Source organism: Shewanella sp. SNU WT4 (assembly GCF_006494715.1).
Lineage (GTDB): Bacteria > Pseudomonadota > Gammaproteobacteria > Enterobacterales > Shewanellaceae > Shewanella.
In genome coordinates, this window is record NZ_CP041151.1 from 1,862,189 (window position 1) to 1,879,906 (window position 17,718).

The 17,718-nt window shown below is 44.9% G+C and carries 22 protein-coding genes; 15 read left to right on the top strand and 7 right to left on the bottom strand.

Annotated features, from left to right (window positions below; genetic code table 11):
• Positions 1-14 precede the first annotated feature (14 nt).
• From nrdG to FJQ87_RS08330, 4 genes are all read left to right on the top strand, one after another.
• On the top strand, positions 15-500 hold the full coding sequence (nrdG, locus tag FJQ87_RS08315) for an anaerobic ribonucleoside-triphosphate reductase-activating protein (protein WP_140932236.1): 486 nt from the start codon (positions 15-17) through the stop codon (positions 498-500).
• Positions 501-589: 89 nt separating this feature from the next.
• Positions 590-946: a YibL family ribosome-associated protein gene (locus FJQ87_RS08320; protein WP_140932237.1), complete on the top strand. Its 357-nt coding sequence runs from the start codon at positions 590-592 to the stop codon at positions 944-946.
• Positions 947-1,126: 180 nt separating this feature from the next.
• Positions 1,127-1,738, top strand: coding sequence for a GTP cyclohydrolase II (gene ribA, locus FJQ87_RS08325; RefSeq protein ID WP_140932238.1), 612 nt, complete (start codon positions 1,127-1,129; stop codon positions 1,736-1,738).
• 280 nt (positions 1,739-2,018) lie between these two features.
• Positions 2,019-2,846 (top strand): hypothetical protein, encoded by an 828-nt coding sequence (locus FJQ87_RS08330; protein ID WP_140932239.1) that lies wholly within the window; start codon positions 2,019-2,021, stop codon positions 2,844-2,846.
• Positions 2,847-2,856: 10 nt separating this feature from the next.
• On the opposite strand, the gene FJQ87_RS08335 is transcribed toward FJQ87_RS08330, so the two are convergent.
• The 4 genes from FJQ87_RS08335 to FJQ87_RS08350 form a co-directional block, all read right to left on the bottom strand.
• Positions 2,857-3,270, bottom strand: a complete 414-nt coding sequence (locus tag FJQ87_RS08335) for a VF530 family protein (RefSeq protein ID WP_140932240.1) — start codon at positions 3,268-3,270, stop codon at positions 2,857-2,859.
• A gap of 85 nt (positions 3,271-3,355) precedes the next feature.
• On the bottom strand, positions 3,356-4,792 hold the full coding sequence (locus FJQ87_RS08340; RefSeq protein ID WP_140932241.1) for a carbon starvation protein A: 1,437 nt from the start codon (positions 4,790-4,792) through the stop codon (positions 3,356-3,358).
• A 157-nt stretch (positions 4,793-4,949) separates the two neighbouring features.
• Positions 4,950-5,660, bottom strand: coding sequence for a two-component system response regulator BtsR (btsR, locus tag FJQ87_RS08345; protein ID WP_140932242.1), 711 nt, complete (start codon positions 5,658-5,660; stop codon positions 4,950-4,952).
• The gene (locus tag FJQ87_RS08350; protein ID WP_140932243.1) at positions 5,657-7,333 is read right to left on the bottom strand and encodes a sensor histidine kinase; all 1,677 of its coding nucleotides are present in this window, start codon (positions 7,331-7,333) and stop codon (positions 5,657-5,659) included. The genes btsR and FJQ87_RS08350 overlap by 4 nt, the downstream gene beginning before the upstream one ends.
• A 115-nt stretch (positions 7,334-7,448) precedes the next feature.
• Here FJQ87_RS08350 and FJQ87_RS08355 point away from each other — a divergent pair, with 115 nt between their 5' ends.
• Positions 7,449-7,691 (top strand): YecH family metal-binding protein, encoded by a 243-nt coding sequence (locus FJQ87_RS08355; protein WP_140932244.1) that lies wholly within the window; start codon positions 7,449-7,451, stop codon positions 7,689-7,691.
• A 49-nt stretch (positions 7,692-7,740) separates the two neighbouring features.
• Here FJQ87_RS08355 and FJQ87_RS08360 read toward each other — a convergent pair whose 3' ends face one another.
• From FJQ87_RS08360 to suhB, 3 genes are all read right to left on the bottom strand, one after another.
• Positions 7,741-8,046 carry a PilZ domain-containing protein gene (locus FJQ87_RS08360; RefSeq protein WP_140932245.1) on the bottom strand — a complete coding sequence of 102 codons (306 nt, stop codon included), beginning with the start codon at positions 8,044-8,046 and terminating at the stop codon, positions 7,741-7,743.
• Positions 8,047-8,137: 91 nt separating this feature from the next.
• Positions 8,138-8,542, bottom strand: a complete 405-nt coding sequence (locus tag FJQ87_RS08365; protein ID WP_140934041.1) for a phosphate-starvation-inducible PsiE family protein — start codon at positions 8,540-8,542, stop codon at positions 8,138-8,140.
• 150 nt (positions 8,543-8,692) lie between these two features.
• Positions 8,693-9,496: an inositol-1-monophosphatase gene (suhB, locus tag FJQ87_RS08370; RefSeq protein ID WP_140932246.1), complete on the bottom strand. Its 804-nt coding sequence runs from the start codon at positions 9,494-9,496 to the stop codon at positions 8,693-8,695.
• 156 nt (positions 9,497-9,652) lie between these two features.
• Between suhB and trmJ the strand changes: the two genes are divergently transcribed.
• From trmJ to ndk, 10 genes are all read left to right on the top strand, one after another.
• Complete coding sequence (gene trmJ, locus FJQ87_RS08375; RefSeq protein ID WP_140932247.1) at positions 9,653-10,381, top strand: tRNA (cytosine(32)/uridine(32)-2'-O)-methyltransferase TrmJ; 729 nt, start codon at positions 9,653-9,655, stop codon at positions 10,379-10,381.
• Positions 10,382-10,397: 16 nt separating this feature from the next.
• Positions 10,398-11,219 carry a serine O-acetyltransferase gene (gene cysE, locus FJQ87_RS08380; RefSeq protein WP_140932248.1) on the top strand — a complete coding sequence of 274 codons (822 nt, stop codon included), beginning with the start codon at positions 10,398-10,400 and terminating at the stop codon, positions 11,217-11,219.
• 183 nt (positions 11,220-11,402) lie between these two features.
• Positions 11,403-11,864 carry a Fe-S cluster assembly transcriptional regulator IscR gene (gene iscR / locus FJQ87_RS08385; RefSeq protein WP_140932249.1) on the top strand — a complete coding sequence of 154 codons (462 nt, stop codon included), beginning with the start codon at positions 11,403-11,405 and terminating at the stop codon, positions 11,862-11,864.
• Between the two features lie 79 nt (positions 11,865-11,943).
• On the top strand, positions 11,944-13,158 hold the full coding sequence (locus FJQ87_RS08390) for an IscS subfamily cysteine desulfurase (RefSeq protein ID WP_140932250.1): 1,215 nt from the start codon (positions 11,944-11,946) through the stop codon (positions 13,156-13,158).
• 46 nt (positions 13,159-13,204) lie between these two features.
• On the top strand, positions 13,205-13,591 hold the full coding sequence (gene iscU / locus FJQ87_RS08395) for a Fe-S cluster assembly scaffold IscU (protein ID WP_140932251.1): 387 nt from the start codon (positions 13,205-13,207) through the stop codon (positions 13,589-13,591).
• A 2-nt stretch (positions 13,592-13,593) separates the two neighbouring features.
• Positions 13,594-13,917: an iron-sulfur cluster assembly protein IscA gene (iscA, locus tag FJQ87_RS08400; protein WP_140932252.1), complete on the top strand. Its 324-nt coding sequence runs from the start codon at positions 13,594-13,596 to the stop codon at positions 13,915-13,917.
• Positions 13,918-13,926: 9 nt separating this feature from the next.
• Entirely contained in the window at positions 13,927-14,451 is a 525-nt protein-coding gene (gene hscB, locus FJQ87_RS08405) for a co-chaperone HscB (RefSeq protein ID WP_140932253.1), read from the top strand.
• Between the two features lie 64 nt (positions 14,452-14,515).
• Positions 14,516-16,375: a Fe-S protein assembly chaperone HscA gene (gene hscA / locus FJQ87_RS08410; RefSeq protein WP_140932254.1), complete on the top strand. Its 1,860-nt coding sequence runs from the start codon at positions 14,516-14,518 to the stop codon at positions 16,373-16,375.
• A gap of 9 nt (positions 16,376-16,384) precedes the next feature.
• Positions 16,385-16,720: an ISC system 2Fe-2S type ferredoxin gene (fdx, locus tag FJQ87_RS08415; RefSeq protein WP_140932255.1), complete on the top strand. Its 336-nt coding sequence runs from the start codon at positions 16,385-16,387 to the stop codon at positions 16,718-16,720.
• A gap of 254 nt (positions 16,721-16,974) precedes the next feature.
• Positions 16,975-17,406: a nucleoside-diphosphate kinase gene (gene ndk / locus FJQ87_RS08420; RefSeq protein WP_140932256.1), complete on the top strand. Its 432-nt coding sequence runs from the start codon at positions 16,975-16,977 to the stop codon at positions 17,404-17,406.
• Positions 17,407-17,718: the final 312 nt, after the last annotated feature.

Here is a 17,718-nt window from a genome sequence, read left to right on the forward strand (position 1 = left end):
CCTTTGAGGTTATTATGAATTATCATCAATATTTTCCGCTCGATGTGATTAATGGTCCCGGCACGCGCGCCACCTTATTTGTGTCGGGCTGCGAGCATCAATGCCGTGGTTGCTACAACCAAAGCACCTGGGGACTCAATTCTGGGCATTATTTTGATGACGCCATGGTTACGCAAATCATTAACGATTTAAACGATGAGCGTATTAAACGCCGTGGTTTGTCATTAAGTGGCGGCGATCCTTTGCATCCGGCGAATTTAGCCGCCATTGAACACTTATTATTGCAAGTGCGTGAACATTGCCCTGGCAAAGATGTGTGGCTATGGACTGGCTATGAATTATCGAGCTTAAGCGCCGCGCAAGAACGCGTGGTGGCACTCATCGATGTGCTGGTGGATGGTAAATTTGAGCAAGCCTTGGCCGATCCGAGTTTGCGTTTTCGGGGCTCAAGTAATCAGCAAATTCACTATTTGACGGTAAACTCCAGCCCTGAGGTATAAATCAGACTGTTTCTCAAGCGACAGGCAGTGTTATAATCAGCGCACAAACAGCTATTGATTGCTGTATTTTCCATCCCTAAGGTATCAAGATGAATTTGAAAGAAGAACTGCAACAGCTCAATGACAAGCTGGACAAGTTTCGTCGTAAACTGGCCGTGGCTGAACAGCGCGGTGATGCTGGCGTAATTCTGCAGTTTAAACGTGAAATCGCCACAGTGACTAAGCGTATTGGTAGCATTAAAGGCCAACAAGATCGTTTGCTGAATAAAGAAGGGCAAGACATCAAGAACTTGCCATTCAAGCGTGAATTGACTTCACAAGAGCAAGCCAATATGGGCCAGCTGAAAAAGACGGTAAAAGACTTAGTCGTTGTTCATCCTATGACTAAATTAGGCCGTCAAATGGGCTTAACTAAAGTGACTGGTTACGCTCCTAGTGCATTCTAATCAACGCGCCATGAGTTGACGTCTAGGATGTGAGGCGTCCACAGAGTAAGCGTGTCAGTGAGTGTTGTGTCTATGTGTGAAACCACACCATTGTTGATGACAACACTCAATTATTAAAAGGATTTCTCTTCAATGGATTGGATAGAATTCAACGGATAGAGTTGTCGTTAAGGTTTTTACATGTCGATTAATTATGTCGCCACCTCAAAATTACCCACCCCTTGGGGCGTTTTTGCTATGCATGGTTTTGAAGATACTGAAACCGGCAAAGAGCATGTGGCGTTAACTTTTGGTGAGTGGTCGTTAGACACTCCAGTGTTGGGCCGAGTGCATTCTGAATGTTTGACTGGTGATGCGCTGTTTAGCTTACGTTGTGATTGTGGTTTTCAGTTACAAACGGCGATGCAAAATATTGCCGAAGCGGGTCAAGGATTTATTCTTTATTTGCGTCAAGAAGGCCGCGGTATTGGCTTACTCAACAAAATTCGCGCTTATGAATTGCAAGATAAAGGCGCTAATACCGTTGAAGCTAATGAGATGCTGGGCTTTGAAGCCGATATGCGCCGCTATGACATGATAGCGCCTATGTTCGCGCATTTAGGCATAGCTCAGGTTAAGTTAATGACCAATAACCCAAGAAAAGTAAACGCGCTTAAAGATATTGGTATCAATGTCGTTGAGCGAGTGCCTTTGCAAGTGGGTAAAAACCGCTATAACGAAGCCTATCTAAAGACCAAGTCGACTGAGTTAGGCCATATGATGAGCGAATATCATTTTAATGATGAGGCTTAACTAGCCTTTAGCTCCATTATTGCTTATGCGTCGCTAGATGTAAGGCTTAAGTGTATACGCTTAGGCTTTGCTTCTGTTTCATGGCTTATTTTTTCATGAGTTATTTTTTCATGAGTTATTTTTTCTTAATATCACCCCATCTATATTTGTGTCTTCTATCCTTGTAAATCCCTGCAAGCTTTCAAAATTTTATCAGTATTATCAAAATTTTACTTAACATCATGGCTATCTCATTTATTATGGTGAGCGAATTATCGTAAGAGCATAAGAGGGCGCAGTAATGGATGTGAGGCAAGTGGCACTGATGGCAGGGGTTAATCTTTGCGTTGCAACAAGCTCTCTCGCAACAACAGAAACCACTGACTCAAGTAGTGACGCACATTTTGCCTTTGCCAGTTATTTAGGTAGTGGTATTTATCGCACCAGTGGTCAGCAAGCGTCAGTACTCAACTTACCCTTATATGTCACCCTTGAACAAGATAGCGACCATAAGATCAATTTACGTTTACCCGTGTCCTTAGGCTTTTTTGATTATCAATGGCAAGACTTACCTGATGGCGATTTACCCTCAAGCATAGGCACTGCAACCTTTACCCCTGGGATTGAATACAGTTGGTTTATTGACCCGCAACTTACTTTAGAGTCTTATTTAGATTTAGGTGTAGGTTGGAATTTTAGTGAGAATCGCCAAGTCGGTATTTATTCCACTGGCGTGAGTAGTCTCTATAAATTAACCCCCGAACAAGATGCGGCCATTTGGGTCGCAAGGCTGTATACCGCAGGCTATAACGATAATAACCGCGGCCAAACCGAAACCTATGGCGCCTTACATACTGGCATTGATTGGTCGTTGGGGGAGGGATGGCATTGGCAAGCGCATCAGTTGCAACCGCGCGCATTTGCTGCCGCTTACTGGTTTTTTTCACCAGTTAACTTTAACTCAGGTGAAAAGAATCTATTTGCTGATAACGCCATCGAGCTAGGATTAAGTCTCGCGCTTGACCCCGTGCCGCAATGGCTCGGGGTTACACTGAGTCGAGTTGGGATCAGTTATCGTTACTCGCAAGATTTGCGCGTGTGGCGTCTTATCTTTGATTTTCCGTTCTAATCCCAGTCGCTTAATTTTTTCCCCAAATATGGGCATTAACGTTAGCGCTGTCATCGCTGGCACTAGCATCGCTTTGGCGAGCGTTAGTCGGTTGGCTGCTATGGCTCTTAGGGCTATGGCTTCTAGCGCTATGAGCTTTGGCGCCTTGAGTCTTAGCGCTTGGCTCTTTAGGGCTCTGGGTATACACGGCCACTAAGTGTGGCGGTAACGCTAATTTATGTTTGTTGAGATATAAGATTTCAACTTTCTCTCTGGCCCAAGTCGTTTTACGCAGGAATTTGAGGCTAGATTTGATGCTGGGATTATCGTTAAAACAATTGATGCGGATTTTCTGATAAAGACCTTCCCAGCCATAGTGAGACTGTATATCAGTTAAAATGGCTTCAAGGGTGAGGCCGTGTAACGGGTTATTCGCTTGATTCATGTTGAGCTCATCAGAAAGTGAGCCGCTAGTATAACAAAAAAGCACACAGGACATAGCCCTGTGTGCTTTTGAATAGCGATTGAGCTTAGCCTTCGGCTTGCTCATCCGCTGCAATTTTGCCGCGGGTCTTTACTACGATTAACGCGGTAATCACTAAGGTAGTCACTATGCCAGCCACCGTTGAAATCGTCATAGGTAAGCCTGCACCTAATGTGGCAGAGTTCAGCATAAAGGTGATAACCACTGTGGTCATAAACATGGCTGGGATAGTACAAATCCAGTGCAGCTTGTTGTGACGCAGCAAATAAGCTGATGCTGTCCATAACATCATGACTGCAGTTGCTTGGTTAGCCACGCCGAAGTAGCGCCAAATCACACCAAAATCCACTTGAGTTAAGATGCCGCCTAAGGCGAACAATGGCAGAGCCAGCATTAAACGCTTGCCAACTTCAAGTTGTGACATCTGAAAGAATTCAGCCAAAATCAAGCGAGCAGAGCGGAATGCGGTATCACCAGAAGTAATAGGCAGGATAATTACACCCAGCACGGCCATAAAGCCACCGACCACACCCAGTAAGCCAGTGGATGCTTCATAAACTACGTTGGCAGGATTGCCAGCCATGCCAGCATTTAAGCCTTCAACACCGCCAAAGAATGACAGGGCAATCGCACACCAAATCAGGGCGATAATACCTTCACCTATCATGGCGCCATAAAACACGAAGCGACCATTAGATTCATTTTCAACGCAGCGCGCCATGAGCGGTGACTGAGTTGCATGGAAACCAGAAACAGCGCCACAAGCAATAGTGATGAACAGCGCAGGCCATAATGGCATGTCGTTCGGGTTCATGTTGCTAAAGAAATGCGCGATTTCATAACCTGGCAGTAAATCATGCTCGCTTGAAACGATTAACGCTAAGGTTAAGCCGACAGACATGAATAGCAGCAGCGCACCAAAGAATGGGTATAAGCGGCCAATAATCTTATCAACAGGGACTACGGTAGCAATGAGGTAGTAAACGAAAATACAGCCTAAGAAAATGCTCATATCAAGGCCGGTCAGCTTAGTCAAAAGACCCGCTGGCGCTGAAATGAACACTACGCCAACCAGCAGCAATAAGATGATGGCAAAGCCATTCATAAAGTGCTTAGCGCCTTTGCCTAGGTATTTACCGGCAAGATTAGGCACGGATTGACCTTGGTTGCGTACTGATAGCATGCCAGAGAAATAATCGTGCACGGCGCCTGCGAAAATACAACCAAACACAATCCATAACATGGCGGCAGGGCCATACAAAGCGCCTAAAATCGGACCAAAGATAGGGCCTACGCCAGCAATGTTCAGCAATTGAATGAGGTAAACCTTGCCTTTAGACATAGGCACAAAATCGACCCCGTCAGTCTTGGTAAAAGCAGGTGTTTGACGCTCAGGTTTGATGCCGAAGATTTTTTCGACGAAGGCGCCGTAAATGAAGTAGCCGCCAATTAGCAAGCCGACACACAATAGAAACCAACTCATAATTTTATTCTTATTCCATTAATAAATATGGAAAATATATTAACGGAAAATGAATTATTTTTGGGGCTAAGCTGATTGAGTGGTCTGATTTTTTGTCTTAGCGGTCATATAGGCGGGTAAGCGGCGGGCTCATTTATTGATCCCGCGCAACTTTGGGTTATAAATAACCAAAATGCTGTTTTAGGCTTTTTAAATAACGGCGCGAAATCGGTACTTTGGCGCCACTGTGAGTAATGGCTTGGCCGCCAGATTCGAGTGGTTCAATTTCAGCAATGGCTGCCGGCATGATTAAATATTGGCGATGACAGCGTACCATAGCGGTTTTTTCTTCCAATATCCTTAAGGTCAATTGGGTATGAACATTGTGATCGTTTGTCACCACATGAATACCGCTAAGATCGCTAAACACATATTCTACCGCAGCCGCTTTGACGACTCGCAAGCGATTGCCACAGTAACAAGGCAAATGGGTGAGCTCATCGGGCACTATGGCTGGCATTAATTTCGGCCGTAAATCTCGCCTTACTTTATCTAAGGTTTGGGCTAAGCGTGATTCATCCAGCGGCTTTAACAAATAATCATAAGCATGATATTCAAAGGCTTTTAATGCGTAATCATCATACGCTGTGGCAAACACTACTCGCGGCATAGTCTCAGGATCCAGCATAGCGAGCAATTCTATGCCACTAATTTGCGGCATTTGAATATCAAGAAATACCAGTTGCGGCTTTAAACGATTGATGGCGCTTAAGGCTTCAATGGCATTGGCGCATTGGGCTATCACCTCAATATCATCGGTCGAGGCTAAGAGTTCGGCTAATTCATCACGGGCGAGCGGTTCGTCATCAACAATAATGCAGCTAATCATACTGTGTCCCTGTCGGCTGGCAGTTTAATGGTGATTAAGGTGGAATGCTGCGCGTTACACACAGCAGTGAGCCCATATTCTTGGCCAAATTGATTTTTTAAACGCTTATCCACTAAGGTCATGCCAAGGCCTTGATGATCATCTTGGGGCTGATATAGGCCGGCATTATCTTCAACACTGAGATAATGACTGTGCTCAGTCTGCCAAGCTCGGATATGTATGATGCCTTGGGAGAGTAATTGCGATGTACCATGTTTGACGGCGTTTTCGATTATGGGTTGCAAGGTAAATGCGGGTAATTGCCATTGATGAAATTCAGTTGGAATATCAATGGTTACTGTTAACTTATCACTAAAGCGGGCTTTTTCTATGGTGAGATAATTATCTATGTGATCCAGTTCATCACTTAGGCTAATTAGGCCGGTGGTGCGCTTTAAATTAATCCGTAAAAATTGCGCCAATTGCAGCAGTAAGGTGCGCGCCTTAGTGGGGTCTTTACGCATAATCGCGCTGATGGTATTGAGCGCATTAAACAAAAAGTGAGGATTAACCTGGGCTTGCAATAGCTTAAGTTCAGCTTGAACCAGCAGGTTTTGTTGAGCCTCCAGTTGGCCATACAAAATTTGATTGGATAACAGCTTAGCTATGCCTTCGCCTAAGGTGCGGTTGATATTTAAAAACAGCTTTTTTTTGGGCTCGTATAACTTGATTGTGCCTATGACTTCAGTGTCACTGTGCAGCGGGATCACTAAGCAAGAGCCTAATTTGCAATGAGAAGACAGTGAGCAGGCGTAACGGGTATCGACCCCATCGGCAAACATAACCTTGTTTTGGGTTAAGGCATCTAAGGTTAACTGCGATGAAATCGCGGCGCCTGGAATATGATGCTCAGCGCCTATGCCGATAAATGCCAGTAATTTATCTTTATCGGTAATAGCCACCGCGCCCACTTTGGTTTCTTCAATAATGATTTGCGCCATTTGCGCAGAGGTCTGTTGGTTAAAGCCTTTGGATAAGACGCCAACACTACGCTCAGCTATTTTAAGCGCCTTAGTTGAAAAGCTTGATGACAGCTTATCAAACATGGTTTTTTGGTCGCGCACCATACTCATGAATAAGGCGGCGCCTAGCGCATTGACAATCAGCATAGGTAGGGCAATTTGCTGCACTAAATCTAAGGCAAGCGCTAGAGGCTCTGCAACCAATACAATCAATAGCATCTGCAGCGCCACCGCAAATAAGGTCACGGCAAATGCCAAACTTGGCATAAATAGCTTTTCTATCTGACCTTTACTGCGAAAATAGTAACTGACTAACCCTGCCGACAAGCCTTCTAAGGTGGTTGATATAGCGCAGGCTAAATCGGTGAAACCGCCCACACTGTATCTGTGCAAGCCGCCGGTAATGCCGACTAAAAAGCCTGTCACCGGGCCGCCAAGCAAACCACCTAATACAGCACCCATGGCGCGAGTGTTAGCTATGGCATCCGCCGTTTGCTCACCAAAGTAAGTTCCCATGATGCAAAAACCCGAAAAGATAAGATAAATGAAAATCTTATGAGGGAATCTTGGCGACGTTTCAGTCACTATTTTAAATAGAGGTGTTTTACTGACGAGATAGACTATGACCAAATAAACACACATTTGTTGCATGAGGAGCAGTATTAAAGACATGGATCATCGCTTGGGAATATTTGGCGTTATTTTGCCAGACTTTTGCGGTAGATCAGAGATTAATTATCTCAAACCCTTTAAGCTATAAAAAATTTACATGTTTAAAGGCGTAACAATGACACAATCAATTCATGGCCATAAAGTAATGGATTTTATGGTAGAACTCGGCCTAAAGGTTGAGCTCGACTTAATCGCAGCAATTCAGCATCAGTTTGGCGCAAGCCAGCGCTTTCATACCTGTAGCGCCACCGACCTTGATGCCAAAGCTTTATTAGATTTTTTAAAAACTAAGGGTAAGTTAGTTGCCATTGAGGGTGAACAGTGGCAACTAGCGGCTGGCCAAAAATGCGATCATTAATGTCCCGAGCAAATTAAAGAGTCGGTTAAGTCGTTGGTTAAACCACGACTTAAGCGTTACTTTTTTGCTCAAACTCAACAGCAATTAAAAATAGTTGCTGTTGCGGTTCTACTCGGCAAACCTTAGCGGGAATTTTTTCGACACTATCTTTACTGGGTTGCAGTGCTATTAACACGTTACAACCGAGAGGGAAGTTTGTACTTGAAATAAAACTCGTACCGAAACGTGAAATATCAGCGTGTTTGGCAATCAGGCTGTGCTCTTGTCCTTGCTCAAGCCAAAAGACACCAATATCGCTCGCTTCCATATCAATTCGTACCGACTGACGCAGTTCTTTGAATCCTTGAATAGTCACAACTAATTCCTTTTATTGGTAAAGAATCCAAGATAATAGTAGTTGCTGCCGGCGGTAAATCAAAAAAAACGGCCAATGGCCGCTTATCGTATTAGTCGTCGTTGTCTGGCGTTTTAGGGTAGGGCAGTTTTAATTGGCCCCAACGAATAACAATAACAGTTCCGGCTAACACTATGGTTGATAACGAAATGGCGGCAATGCGCCAATCATCCATGCTTTTCATATCAAGAATAAGGTAGCGAGCTAAAGCAACAATGGCGATATACACGGGCATACGTACTGGCAATTTACCCGACTCAATGTAATTAGACACCATGGCTAATACTTCAAGATAGATAAATAGCAGCAGTAAATCGGCCAAGGCCACCATGCGAACATCAATGATATGCACAATTTCTTGACCAATAGCCACCATAGTGGCAATAGCGATAAGTGCTAAAACTAGATGTTCAACCAACTTGATGCTTTTAATCCCGTTTCTGCGGATTTTTCCCATAGTGCTCTCAGTGGATAATTTAATGGACGGCATGGTAGCAGCATCGCAGGAAAATGTGACATTAAGGCGTGTGATCAAGATCGGGATTTTAAATTTTTAGCAATAAAAAAACCGCCAAATGGCGGTTTTTAATGAGAACAGTCGCTTAACTTAGCGCTTTAACGCTTCGTTTAAATGAGGGCGGAATGCCTTCACTAAGTGGCTAGTCACTTTAGGAGAGCCAGCAACTATGTTGCCTGACATCATATAGTTGTGGCCACCGGTGAAATCAGTCACGGTGGCGCCCGCTTCACGACAGATTAAGTCGCCAGCAGCTATGTCCCAAGGCTTTAAGCCTAACTCGAAGAAACCTTCAACGCGGCCAGCGGCAACATAGGCTAAATCAAGTGCGGCAGAACCGGCGCGGCGAATATCGGCGCACTGGTTAAATACGTCAGCTAACATAGCGAAATAGCTTTCGGTATGTTGACGAGCCTTGAATGGGAAACCAGTAGCAATAATGGCGTTGTTCAAATCATTTGGTTGACCTACGCGGATACGACGGTCATTGAATTTAGCGCCTTGACCACGAACGGCTGAGAACAGCTCGTCACGCATTGGATCATAAACTACGGCAACTTCAGTCTTACCACGGATTTGTAAAGCAATAGACACTGCGAAGTGAGGAATACCTTTAACGAAGTTATTGGTACCATCCAGTGGGTCTACAATCCAAATGTAATCAGTGTTGGTACCACGGTTTTCACCGCCTTCTTCACCCACGATAGTATGATCAGGGTAAGATTTACGAATTTGGTACACGATCGCTGATTCGGCTTCTTTGTCGACGTTAGTTACGAAGTCATTAATACCTTTTACACTGACTTCAATTTTATCTGAGTCGTGATAAGCACGCATAACGGTTTGACCGGCGGCGCGAGCGGCGCGGACGGCGATGGTTAGCATCGGATGCATTGCATTCCCCTGGATGTAAAAGAACGAAAAAATAACCGCGAGATTATACTCAAATCTCAAGTTATATCAAATGCTGATTTTGCACTAAAGAATCAAACTGGCTTGTGGTAAGCTTTTAGCCTTATAACTCTTTGTCTAAGAAAATTATTCTATCTTATGCTCAGTAATATTCGTGTTGTACTGGTGGGAACATCTCACCCAGGTAATATAGGTTCAGTGGCCAGAGCCATGAAAACCATGGGATTATCAAGCTTGTATTTGGCTGAACCTCGGGTTGAACCCGATGGTCAATCGGTGGCGTTAGCCGCTGGTGCTTCTGATATTCTTAAGCATTTGGTGAAAGTTGACTCACTAAGCGATGGCATTAAAGATTGTTCATTAGTGATTGCGACCTCAGCGCGCAACCGCACTTTAGATTGGCCTATGCTCGATCCCCGTCAAGCCGGTGATAAGTTAGCCACTGAGGCGCGCACTGGCCCGGTTGCTATTGTTTTTGGCCGTGAAAACCATGGTCTGAGCAATGAAGAACTGCAAATGTGTAATTATCACGTGTGTATTCCTGCCAATCCTGAATATAGCTCGCTTAATTTAGCCCAAGCAGTGCAGTTGATTTGTTATGAGACTCGGGTTGCTCATTTGGCACATTTAGCCAGTGAAAGCGCGCCTGAAGCGCCGGCTGAATACCCATTAGCGGACGATCAAGAACGCTTTTTCGTCCATTTAGAAAACACTTTACTGTCGACGGGGTTTATTGTTAAAAACCACCCAGGTCAAGTGATGACTAAATTACGCCGCCTCTTTACACGCGCGCGCATCGAAGCTCATGAAATGAATATTTTACGCGGTATTTTGACCTCTATTGATAAAAAGGTTGGCAAAAACTAACGGTTAAAGGAAATCCATGGGTATCAAGGCGAGATTAAAAGAAGATATAGCGTCTATCTATGACAGGGACCCTGCCGCGCGCAGTACCATAGAGATTTTATTCAATTACCCAGGGATGCATGCTATTTGGTTGCATCGCATTAGTCATAGATTGTGGAAGGCCGATTGGCGCTTGAGTGCTCGGTTATTATCAACTTTTTCCCGTTTTCTAACGGGGGTTGAAATTCATCCGGGCGCTACCATAGGTCGACGCTTTTTTATCGACCATGGCATGGGCGTGGTGATTGGTGAAACGGCTGAAATTGGCGATGATTGCACCTTGTATCATGGAGTGACGTTAGGTGGCACCAGCTGGCAAGCCGGTAAACGTCACCCGACCTTAAAAAATAACGTAGTAGTGGGCGCTGGCGCTAAGATTTTAGGCCCTATTACTATGCATGATGGTGCGCGTGTCGGCTCTAACTCAGTAGTCGTTAAGGATGTTGAGCTTGATACCACAGTGGTCGGTATTCCAGGGCGCGCTGTGGCTAAACCCACCAGTCACGACCAAGAACAAAGCGATAGACGCAGCGCCATGGCTAAAAAATACGGCTTTGATGCTTATGCGGTATCACCGGATAACCCAGATCCGGTCGCCAATGCCATTGGCCAGATGCTTGATCACATGCATTTAATGGATTCTAAGGTGCAAGAATTGTGTCAAGTGGTGGAAAAACTTGGCGGCGATGTCTGCACTGACCGCTTACCTCAGTTAGATGTTGGCGATTTTAATGATGCTGAAATTGCGGCAGCTCAAAAGCGCCAAAAATCGATTGATGAGTTTGATCCCATTATCTAAGGCTATTTGCCATAAAATGGCCTGACAAGATTGAAAGTTTGACTAGAAAAGGGTTAAATACCCCAGCGTTAAGACGGGGTATTAATCTTATAATGTCCTAGTATTTTACTCAGGTAAATACTTGACTAAAATGCTTGGGTATGTTGCAATGCTTACCAAGAACCGTTGGGAGCAGTAGTAGTTATGAAATTAACCTCGAAAGGACGCTATGCCGTCACTGCCATGCTGGATGTAGCTATTCATTCTGCCAATGGCCCGGTACCTTTAGCCGATATTTCCGAACGTCAAGATATCTCATTGTCTTATCTTGAACAGCTGTTTGCCAAATTGCGTAAACAAGGGTTAGTCGCGAGTGTCCGTGGACCTGGTGGAGGTTATCGTTTAGGGCTTGATGCCGATACGATTACTGTGGCTATGGTAGTGAGTGCAGTCGATGAGTCCGTCGATGCCATGCGATGTCAAGGTAAGGCCAATTGCCAGGGTGGCAGCCGCTGTTTAACTCACTCGTTGTGGGGCGATTTAAGTAAACAGATATCAGATTTTCTCGATAGCATAACGCTGGCGGGACTGATGAAGAAACGAGACGTACAGGTTATCTCTGTCAAACAAGACGAGAAACACCTAAAACAACGTGTCAGTGCGTGATATTCGCAACCCAATCAACATTTTTTTTGTACGTAGTAGGCAATCGCAACATTGCAGATTGTAAAGTACGGAGTGTGAAATGAAGCTTCCTATATATCTCGATTATGCCGCAACCACCCCTGTTGACACTCGTGTCGCTGAGAAAATGGTTCAGCATATGACTATGGATGGTGTGTTCGGTAATCCTGCGTCACGTTCTCATCGCTACGGTTGGCAAGCTGAAGAAGCTGTTGACAATGCTCGTAGTCAAGTGGCTGAGTTGATTAATGCCGATCATCGTGAAATCGTATTTACTTCAGGTGCGACTGAGTCTAGCAACTTGGCTATTAAAGGTGTTGCTCACTTTTACCATAAGAAAGGCAAGCACATCATTACCAGCAAGACTGAGCATAAGGCGACGTTAGATACTTGTCGTCAGCTTGAGCGTGAAGGTTTTGAGGTAACATATTTAGAGCCTGGCAGCAATGGTATTATTTCGCTGGCGCGTTTAGAAGAAGCCATGCGTGACGACACTATCTTGTTAACCTTAATGCATGTTAATAACGAAATCGGTGTTATCCACGATATCGAAGCCATTGGCGAATTATGTCGCGCTAAGAAAGTGATTTATCACGTTGATGCTGCCCAAAGCGCCGGTAAATTACCGATTGACTTACAGACAGCCAAAGTCGACTTGATGTCAATTTCTGGTCATAAGATGTATGGCCCTAAAGGCATAGGTGCATTATATGTGCGCCGTAAGCCACGCATTCGTCTAGAAGCACAAATGCACGGTGGTGGTCATGAGCGCGGTATGCGTAGTGGCACTTTAGCAACTCACCAAATCGTAGGTTTAGGTGAGGCCGCCGCCATTGCTAAGCAAGATATGCAAGCTGATGGTCAGCGCATTACAGCGCTGCGTGACAGATTGTGGAATGGCATCAATGATATCGAAGAAACCTATATCAATGGTGACATGCAGCAACGTTATGCCGGCATTTTCAACGTCAGCTTCAACTTTGTTGAAGGTGAGTCTTTGATGATGGCCTTAAAAGATTTAGCTGTGTCATCAGGCTCTGCCTGTACCTCTGCCAGCTTAGAGCCAAGCTACGTATTACGTGCTTTAGGCCTGAGTGATGAAATGGCGCATAGCTCAATTCGTTTCTCTATCGGCCGTTTTACCACAGAAGAAGAAATTGACTACGCAATTAAGACCATTCGTGCATCGATTGGCAAATTACGTGAAATGTCACCTTTGTGGGAAATGTTTAAAGACGGTGTTGATTTAAGCAAGGTGCAATGGGCTCATCACTAAGTGATCCCCCATTAACGAAGCAATAGTAAAGAATTGGAGCAGGATCATGGCTTATAGTGAAAAAGTAATAGACCATTATGAAAACCCTCGTAATGTTGGCGCCTTCGATAAGGATGACCCATCAGTAGTAACAGGCATGGTGGGAGCACCTGCATGTGGCGACGTGATGAAATTGCAATTGAAGATTGATGACAATGGCATTATTCAAGATGCAAAATTTAAAACCTACGGTTGCGGTAGCGCGATTGCTTCTAGTTCATTAGTGACTGAGTGGGTGAAAGGCAAAACTGTTGCTGAAGCTTTAGCGATTAAGAACACTGATATTGCTGAAGAGTTGGCATTGCCGCCAGTGAAGATTCACTGTTCGATTTTGGCAGAAGATGCGATTAAAGCCGCATTGGACGAGTACAAGTCTAAGCATTCAGCGGAGTAATCATGGCGATTTCGATGACACCTGCAGCCGTCGCTCGGGTGAACGCATTTCTCGAAAACCGCGGTAAAGGTATTGGCTTACGCCTGGGGTTACGTACCTCAGGCTGTAGCGGCATGGCGTATGTCATTGAGTTTGTTGATGAACTTAATGACGATGATGAAGTTCATAACGTTGACGGCGTCAATATTATTGTTGACGCTAAGAGTGCTATTTACTTGCAAGGCATCGAGCTTGATTTTGTCAAAGAAGGCCTGAACGAAGGCTTTAAATTTAACAACCCTAACGCCAAAGGCGAATGTGGTTGTGGTGAAAGCTTTACTGTATAAGCTGACGTTATGAATTATTTTGAGTTATTTGCACTACCTATTAGTTTTGAGCTGGATAATGCCGCGCTCAGTGAACGTTATCGTGAACTGCAGCGCACTGTGCACCCCGATACATTCTCTGGCGGTAGTGAACAAGATAAACGCATTGCTTTGCAGCGTACCTCGCAAGTGAATGATGCTTATCAAACCTTGAAACGCCCAGTGACTCGCGCTGAACATATCTTGTGGCTTAACGGCAAAGATATTCAGCACGAAACCACCACAGTCAAAGATATGGCATTTTTGATGCAACAAATGAGTTGGCGAGAAGCACTGGCAGATATACCGTCTGCCCGTGAGCCCGAAAACGATATTGCACAATTAGCCACAGAGTTTACTCAATATCAATCGACTATCTTGCAGCAACTGGCGCTCAAATTAGCCAGTGACGATCCTGATGATCTTAACGTTGCAGTCGATTTGGTGCGTAAGCTCAAATTCATGAATAAGCTGCAGGATGAACTTAGCCGGGCAGAGGATGCTTTGCTCGACTGATCCTGTATAAAGAGTTGCCATCGAGGCTCAACCCAGTTGAGCCTTTATTACAAGAGTTATCACTATGGCCTTACTGCAAATTGCTGAGCCCGGACAAAGCGCGGCTCCGCATCAACATCGTCTCGCCGCCGGTATCGATTTAGGCACCACCAACTCACTGGTTGCTGCTGTTAGAAGTGGCCAGGTTAATACTCTCGCTGATAGCCAAGGGCGCCATGCGTTACCTTCGATAGTGCGTTATTGCGAGCACTATGTTGAAACGGGTTATCGCGCTGCTAATGCTTCTGCTAAAGATCCACAAAACACCATAGTCTCAGTTAAACGCTTTATGGGACGCAGCCTTGCTGATGTGCTGAGTAAAGACAATCATCACGCCTATCAGTTTACTGCCAGCGATAATGGCCTGCCTTTATTCAATACAGTGCAAGGGCCGGTTAACCCCATTCAAGTCTCCGCCGAAATCTTAAAGCCGTTAGTGGCTAGAGCCGAAGAAACCTTGGGCGGTAAGCTTGAAGGCGTAGTGATCACTGTGCCGGCTTATTTTGATGATGCTCAGCGCCAAGGCACTAAAGATGCCGCTAATTTATTAGGGCTTAAAGTCTTACGTCTGTTAAATGAGCCTACGGCTGCCGCTATTGCTTATGGTTTAGATTCCGGCCAAGAAGGCGTGATCGCGGTTTATGATTTAGGCGGTGGCACCTTTGATATTTCGGTGTTGCGCTTACATAAAGGCGTATTTGAGGTCATGGCTACAGGTGGCGATTCTGCCTTAGGTGGCGATGATTTTGACGAGTTACTGGTGCAACACTTAGTGACCGAATGGCAATTAGCGCAAACTAATCATCAAGTGAATCGCCAATTGCTGATTGAAGCGCGCCGCATTAAAGAAGCCTTGAGTGATGCCCCCACTGTTGCTGCCAAGCTTGATATTGATGGTCAATCTTACGAGCTTACTATCACACGTGAACTATTTAACCAGCTGATTGAGCCATTAGTTAAAAAGACTATTGCTGCTTGTCGCCGCGCGCTGCGCGATGCTGAAATTAGTCAAGATGAAGTGCTGCAAACCATTATGGTGGGTGGCTCTACCCGCGTACCTTTCGTGCGTGAGCGCGTGGCTGAATTTTTTGGTAAATTGCCATTAACTAGCATAGATCCAGACAGAGTCGTGGCCTTAGGCGCCGGTATTCAAGCCGATATTTTGGTAGGTAATAAGCCTGAATCTGAACTGCTGCTATTAGATGTGTTACCTCTGTCGCTTGGCATAGAAACCATGGGCGGCTTAGTGGAAAAGGTGATTACTCGCAATACCACTATTCCGGTGGCGCGCGCGCAAGAATTTACCACCTTTAAAGATGGTCAATCGGCCATGGCCTTTCATGTCGTCCAAGGCGAGCGTGAATTAGTGCAAGATTGCCGTTCATTAGCGCGTTTTACCTTGCAAGGTATTCCGGCGTTAGCGGCGGGCGCGGCGCACATTCGCGTGACTTTCCAAGTGGATGCCGATGGTTTGCTCAGTGTTACCGCCATGGAGAAATCTTCTGGCGTGCAGTCTAGCATTCAGGTTAAGCCATCGTTTGGTTTAAGCGAAAATGAAATTAGCACTATGCTAAAAGATTCGTTAAATCATGCGAAAGCTGACATTGAACTGCGGATGTTAACTGAGCAGAAAGTAGAAGCGGCGCGCGTGATTGAATCTTTAACCTCGGCGTTAAGAAAAGATGCAGATTTACTGGATGCTAGCGAGCATGCCATGATTGAATCTGCCATGCAGGCGCTCGTGATAGCCGCTGACGGTAGTGATGTTAAAGCCATTACTACTGCCATCGAAGCGGTAGATGCCCAGACCCAAGAGTTTGCTGCGCGTCGTATGGATAACTCGATTAAGACGGCTTTAACTGGCCAATCTGTTGATAATATATAGGTACAAGCTATGCCACAGTTAGTTTTTCTTCCTCATGAAGAATTGTGTCCGCAAGGTGCGGTAGTTGAAGCAGAAGTCGGTGAGTCGATTCTGGATGTTGCCCTGCGCAATGGCATTTTGATTGAGCATGCCTGCGAGAAATCCTGTGCATGCACCACTTGTCATGTGATAGTGCGCGAAGGCTTTGATGAATTAGAGCCAAGCGATGAACTGGAAGATGATATGTTAGATAAAGCTTGGGGCTTAGAGCCTGAAAGCCGTCTTTCGTGTCAGGCTAAAGTGGTTGATTGCGATATGATTATTGATATCCCTAAATATACCATTAACATGGTTAGCGAAGGTTAATCTGCCTTCACTCTATAATCCTCGTTTCGGCGGGGTTTTTTTTTACCCGTAAGTTCTGAGTTGTGAGCACCCATCAATTAGATTATCAGTCAAGACTAATTCAGTCTTATCTCAAGTTTGAGCGGTTGCGCGTGTTAGGTAATCGCTCTTGGTGAGCTTTGTCACGAATTCGTTGTTATAAAGATAGGATTCAATACGTTAATCTCGTATAATTCGCGCAAATTGATAATCCCTACTGAAAGGAATACATAATAATGGCGATCGAACGCACTTTTTCAATTATCAAGCCTGATGCCGTAGCCAACAACCATATTGGTGCTATCTACAGCCGTTTTGAATCAGCGGGTCTTAAAATTGTTGCTTCAAAAATGGTGCACTTAACTAAGGAGCAAGCTGAAGGTTTTTACGCTGAACATAGCGCACGTCCATTCTTTGGCGCCTTAGTGGCCTTTATGACCTCAGGCCCAATCATGGTGCAAGCCTTAGAAGGCGAAAATGCCGTGTTAGCTAACCGTGAAATCATGGGCGCAACCAATCCTGCTGATGCCGCCCGTGGCACTATCCGTAGCGATTTTGCTAGCAGTATTGATGAAAACGCTGTTCATGGTTCTGATGCATTAGGTTCTGCCGAGCGCGAAATTGCTTACTTCTTCAGTGTTGATGAGTTGTGCCCTCGCACTCGTTAATATTTGATTGCAAAGTGATTATTTTAGTCGTTAATGATAAAGGAGCTTAGGCTCCTTTTTTGTGGCTGTAATGTGATCACTGTCAAGTTTATTGAAAAAAACGAGCAGTGACTGAAACTTTTATTGTTATCAGCTTGTTTCGATCCCACTGATTGCGTGTTATTTGTCACTCAAGTTAATCGCCTGATTTTTAACCGCTTTATTTCCAGTTTCATTATTTTCTAAATCTCCTGAAATTCAAAATCGCCTAAAACCAACATTTTAGCAACAAATGGTTGTGTTGATGTTGTTTTTGTTGCGAGTTAGTTTGTT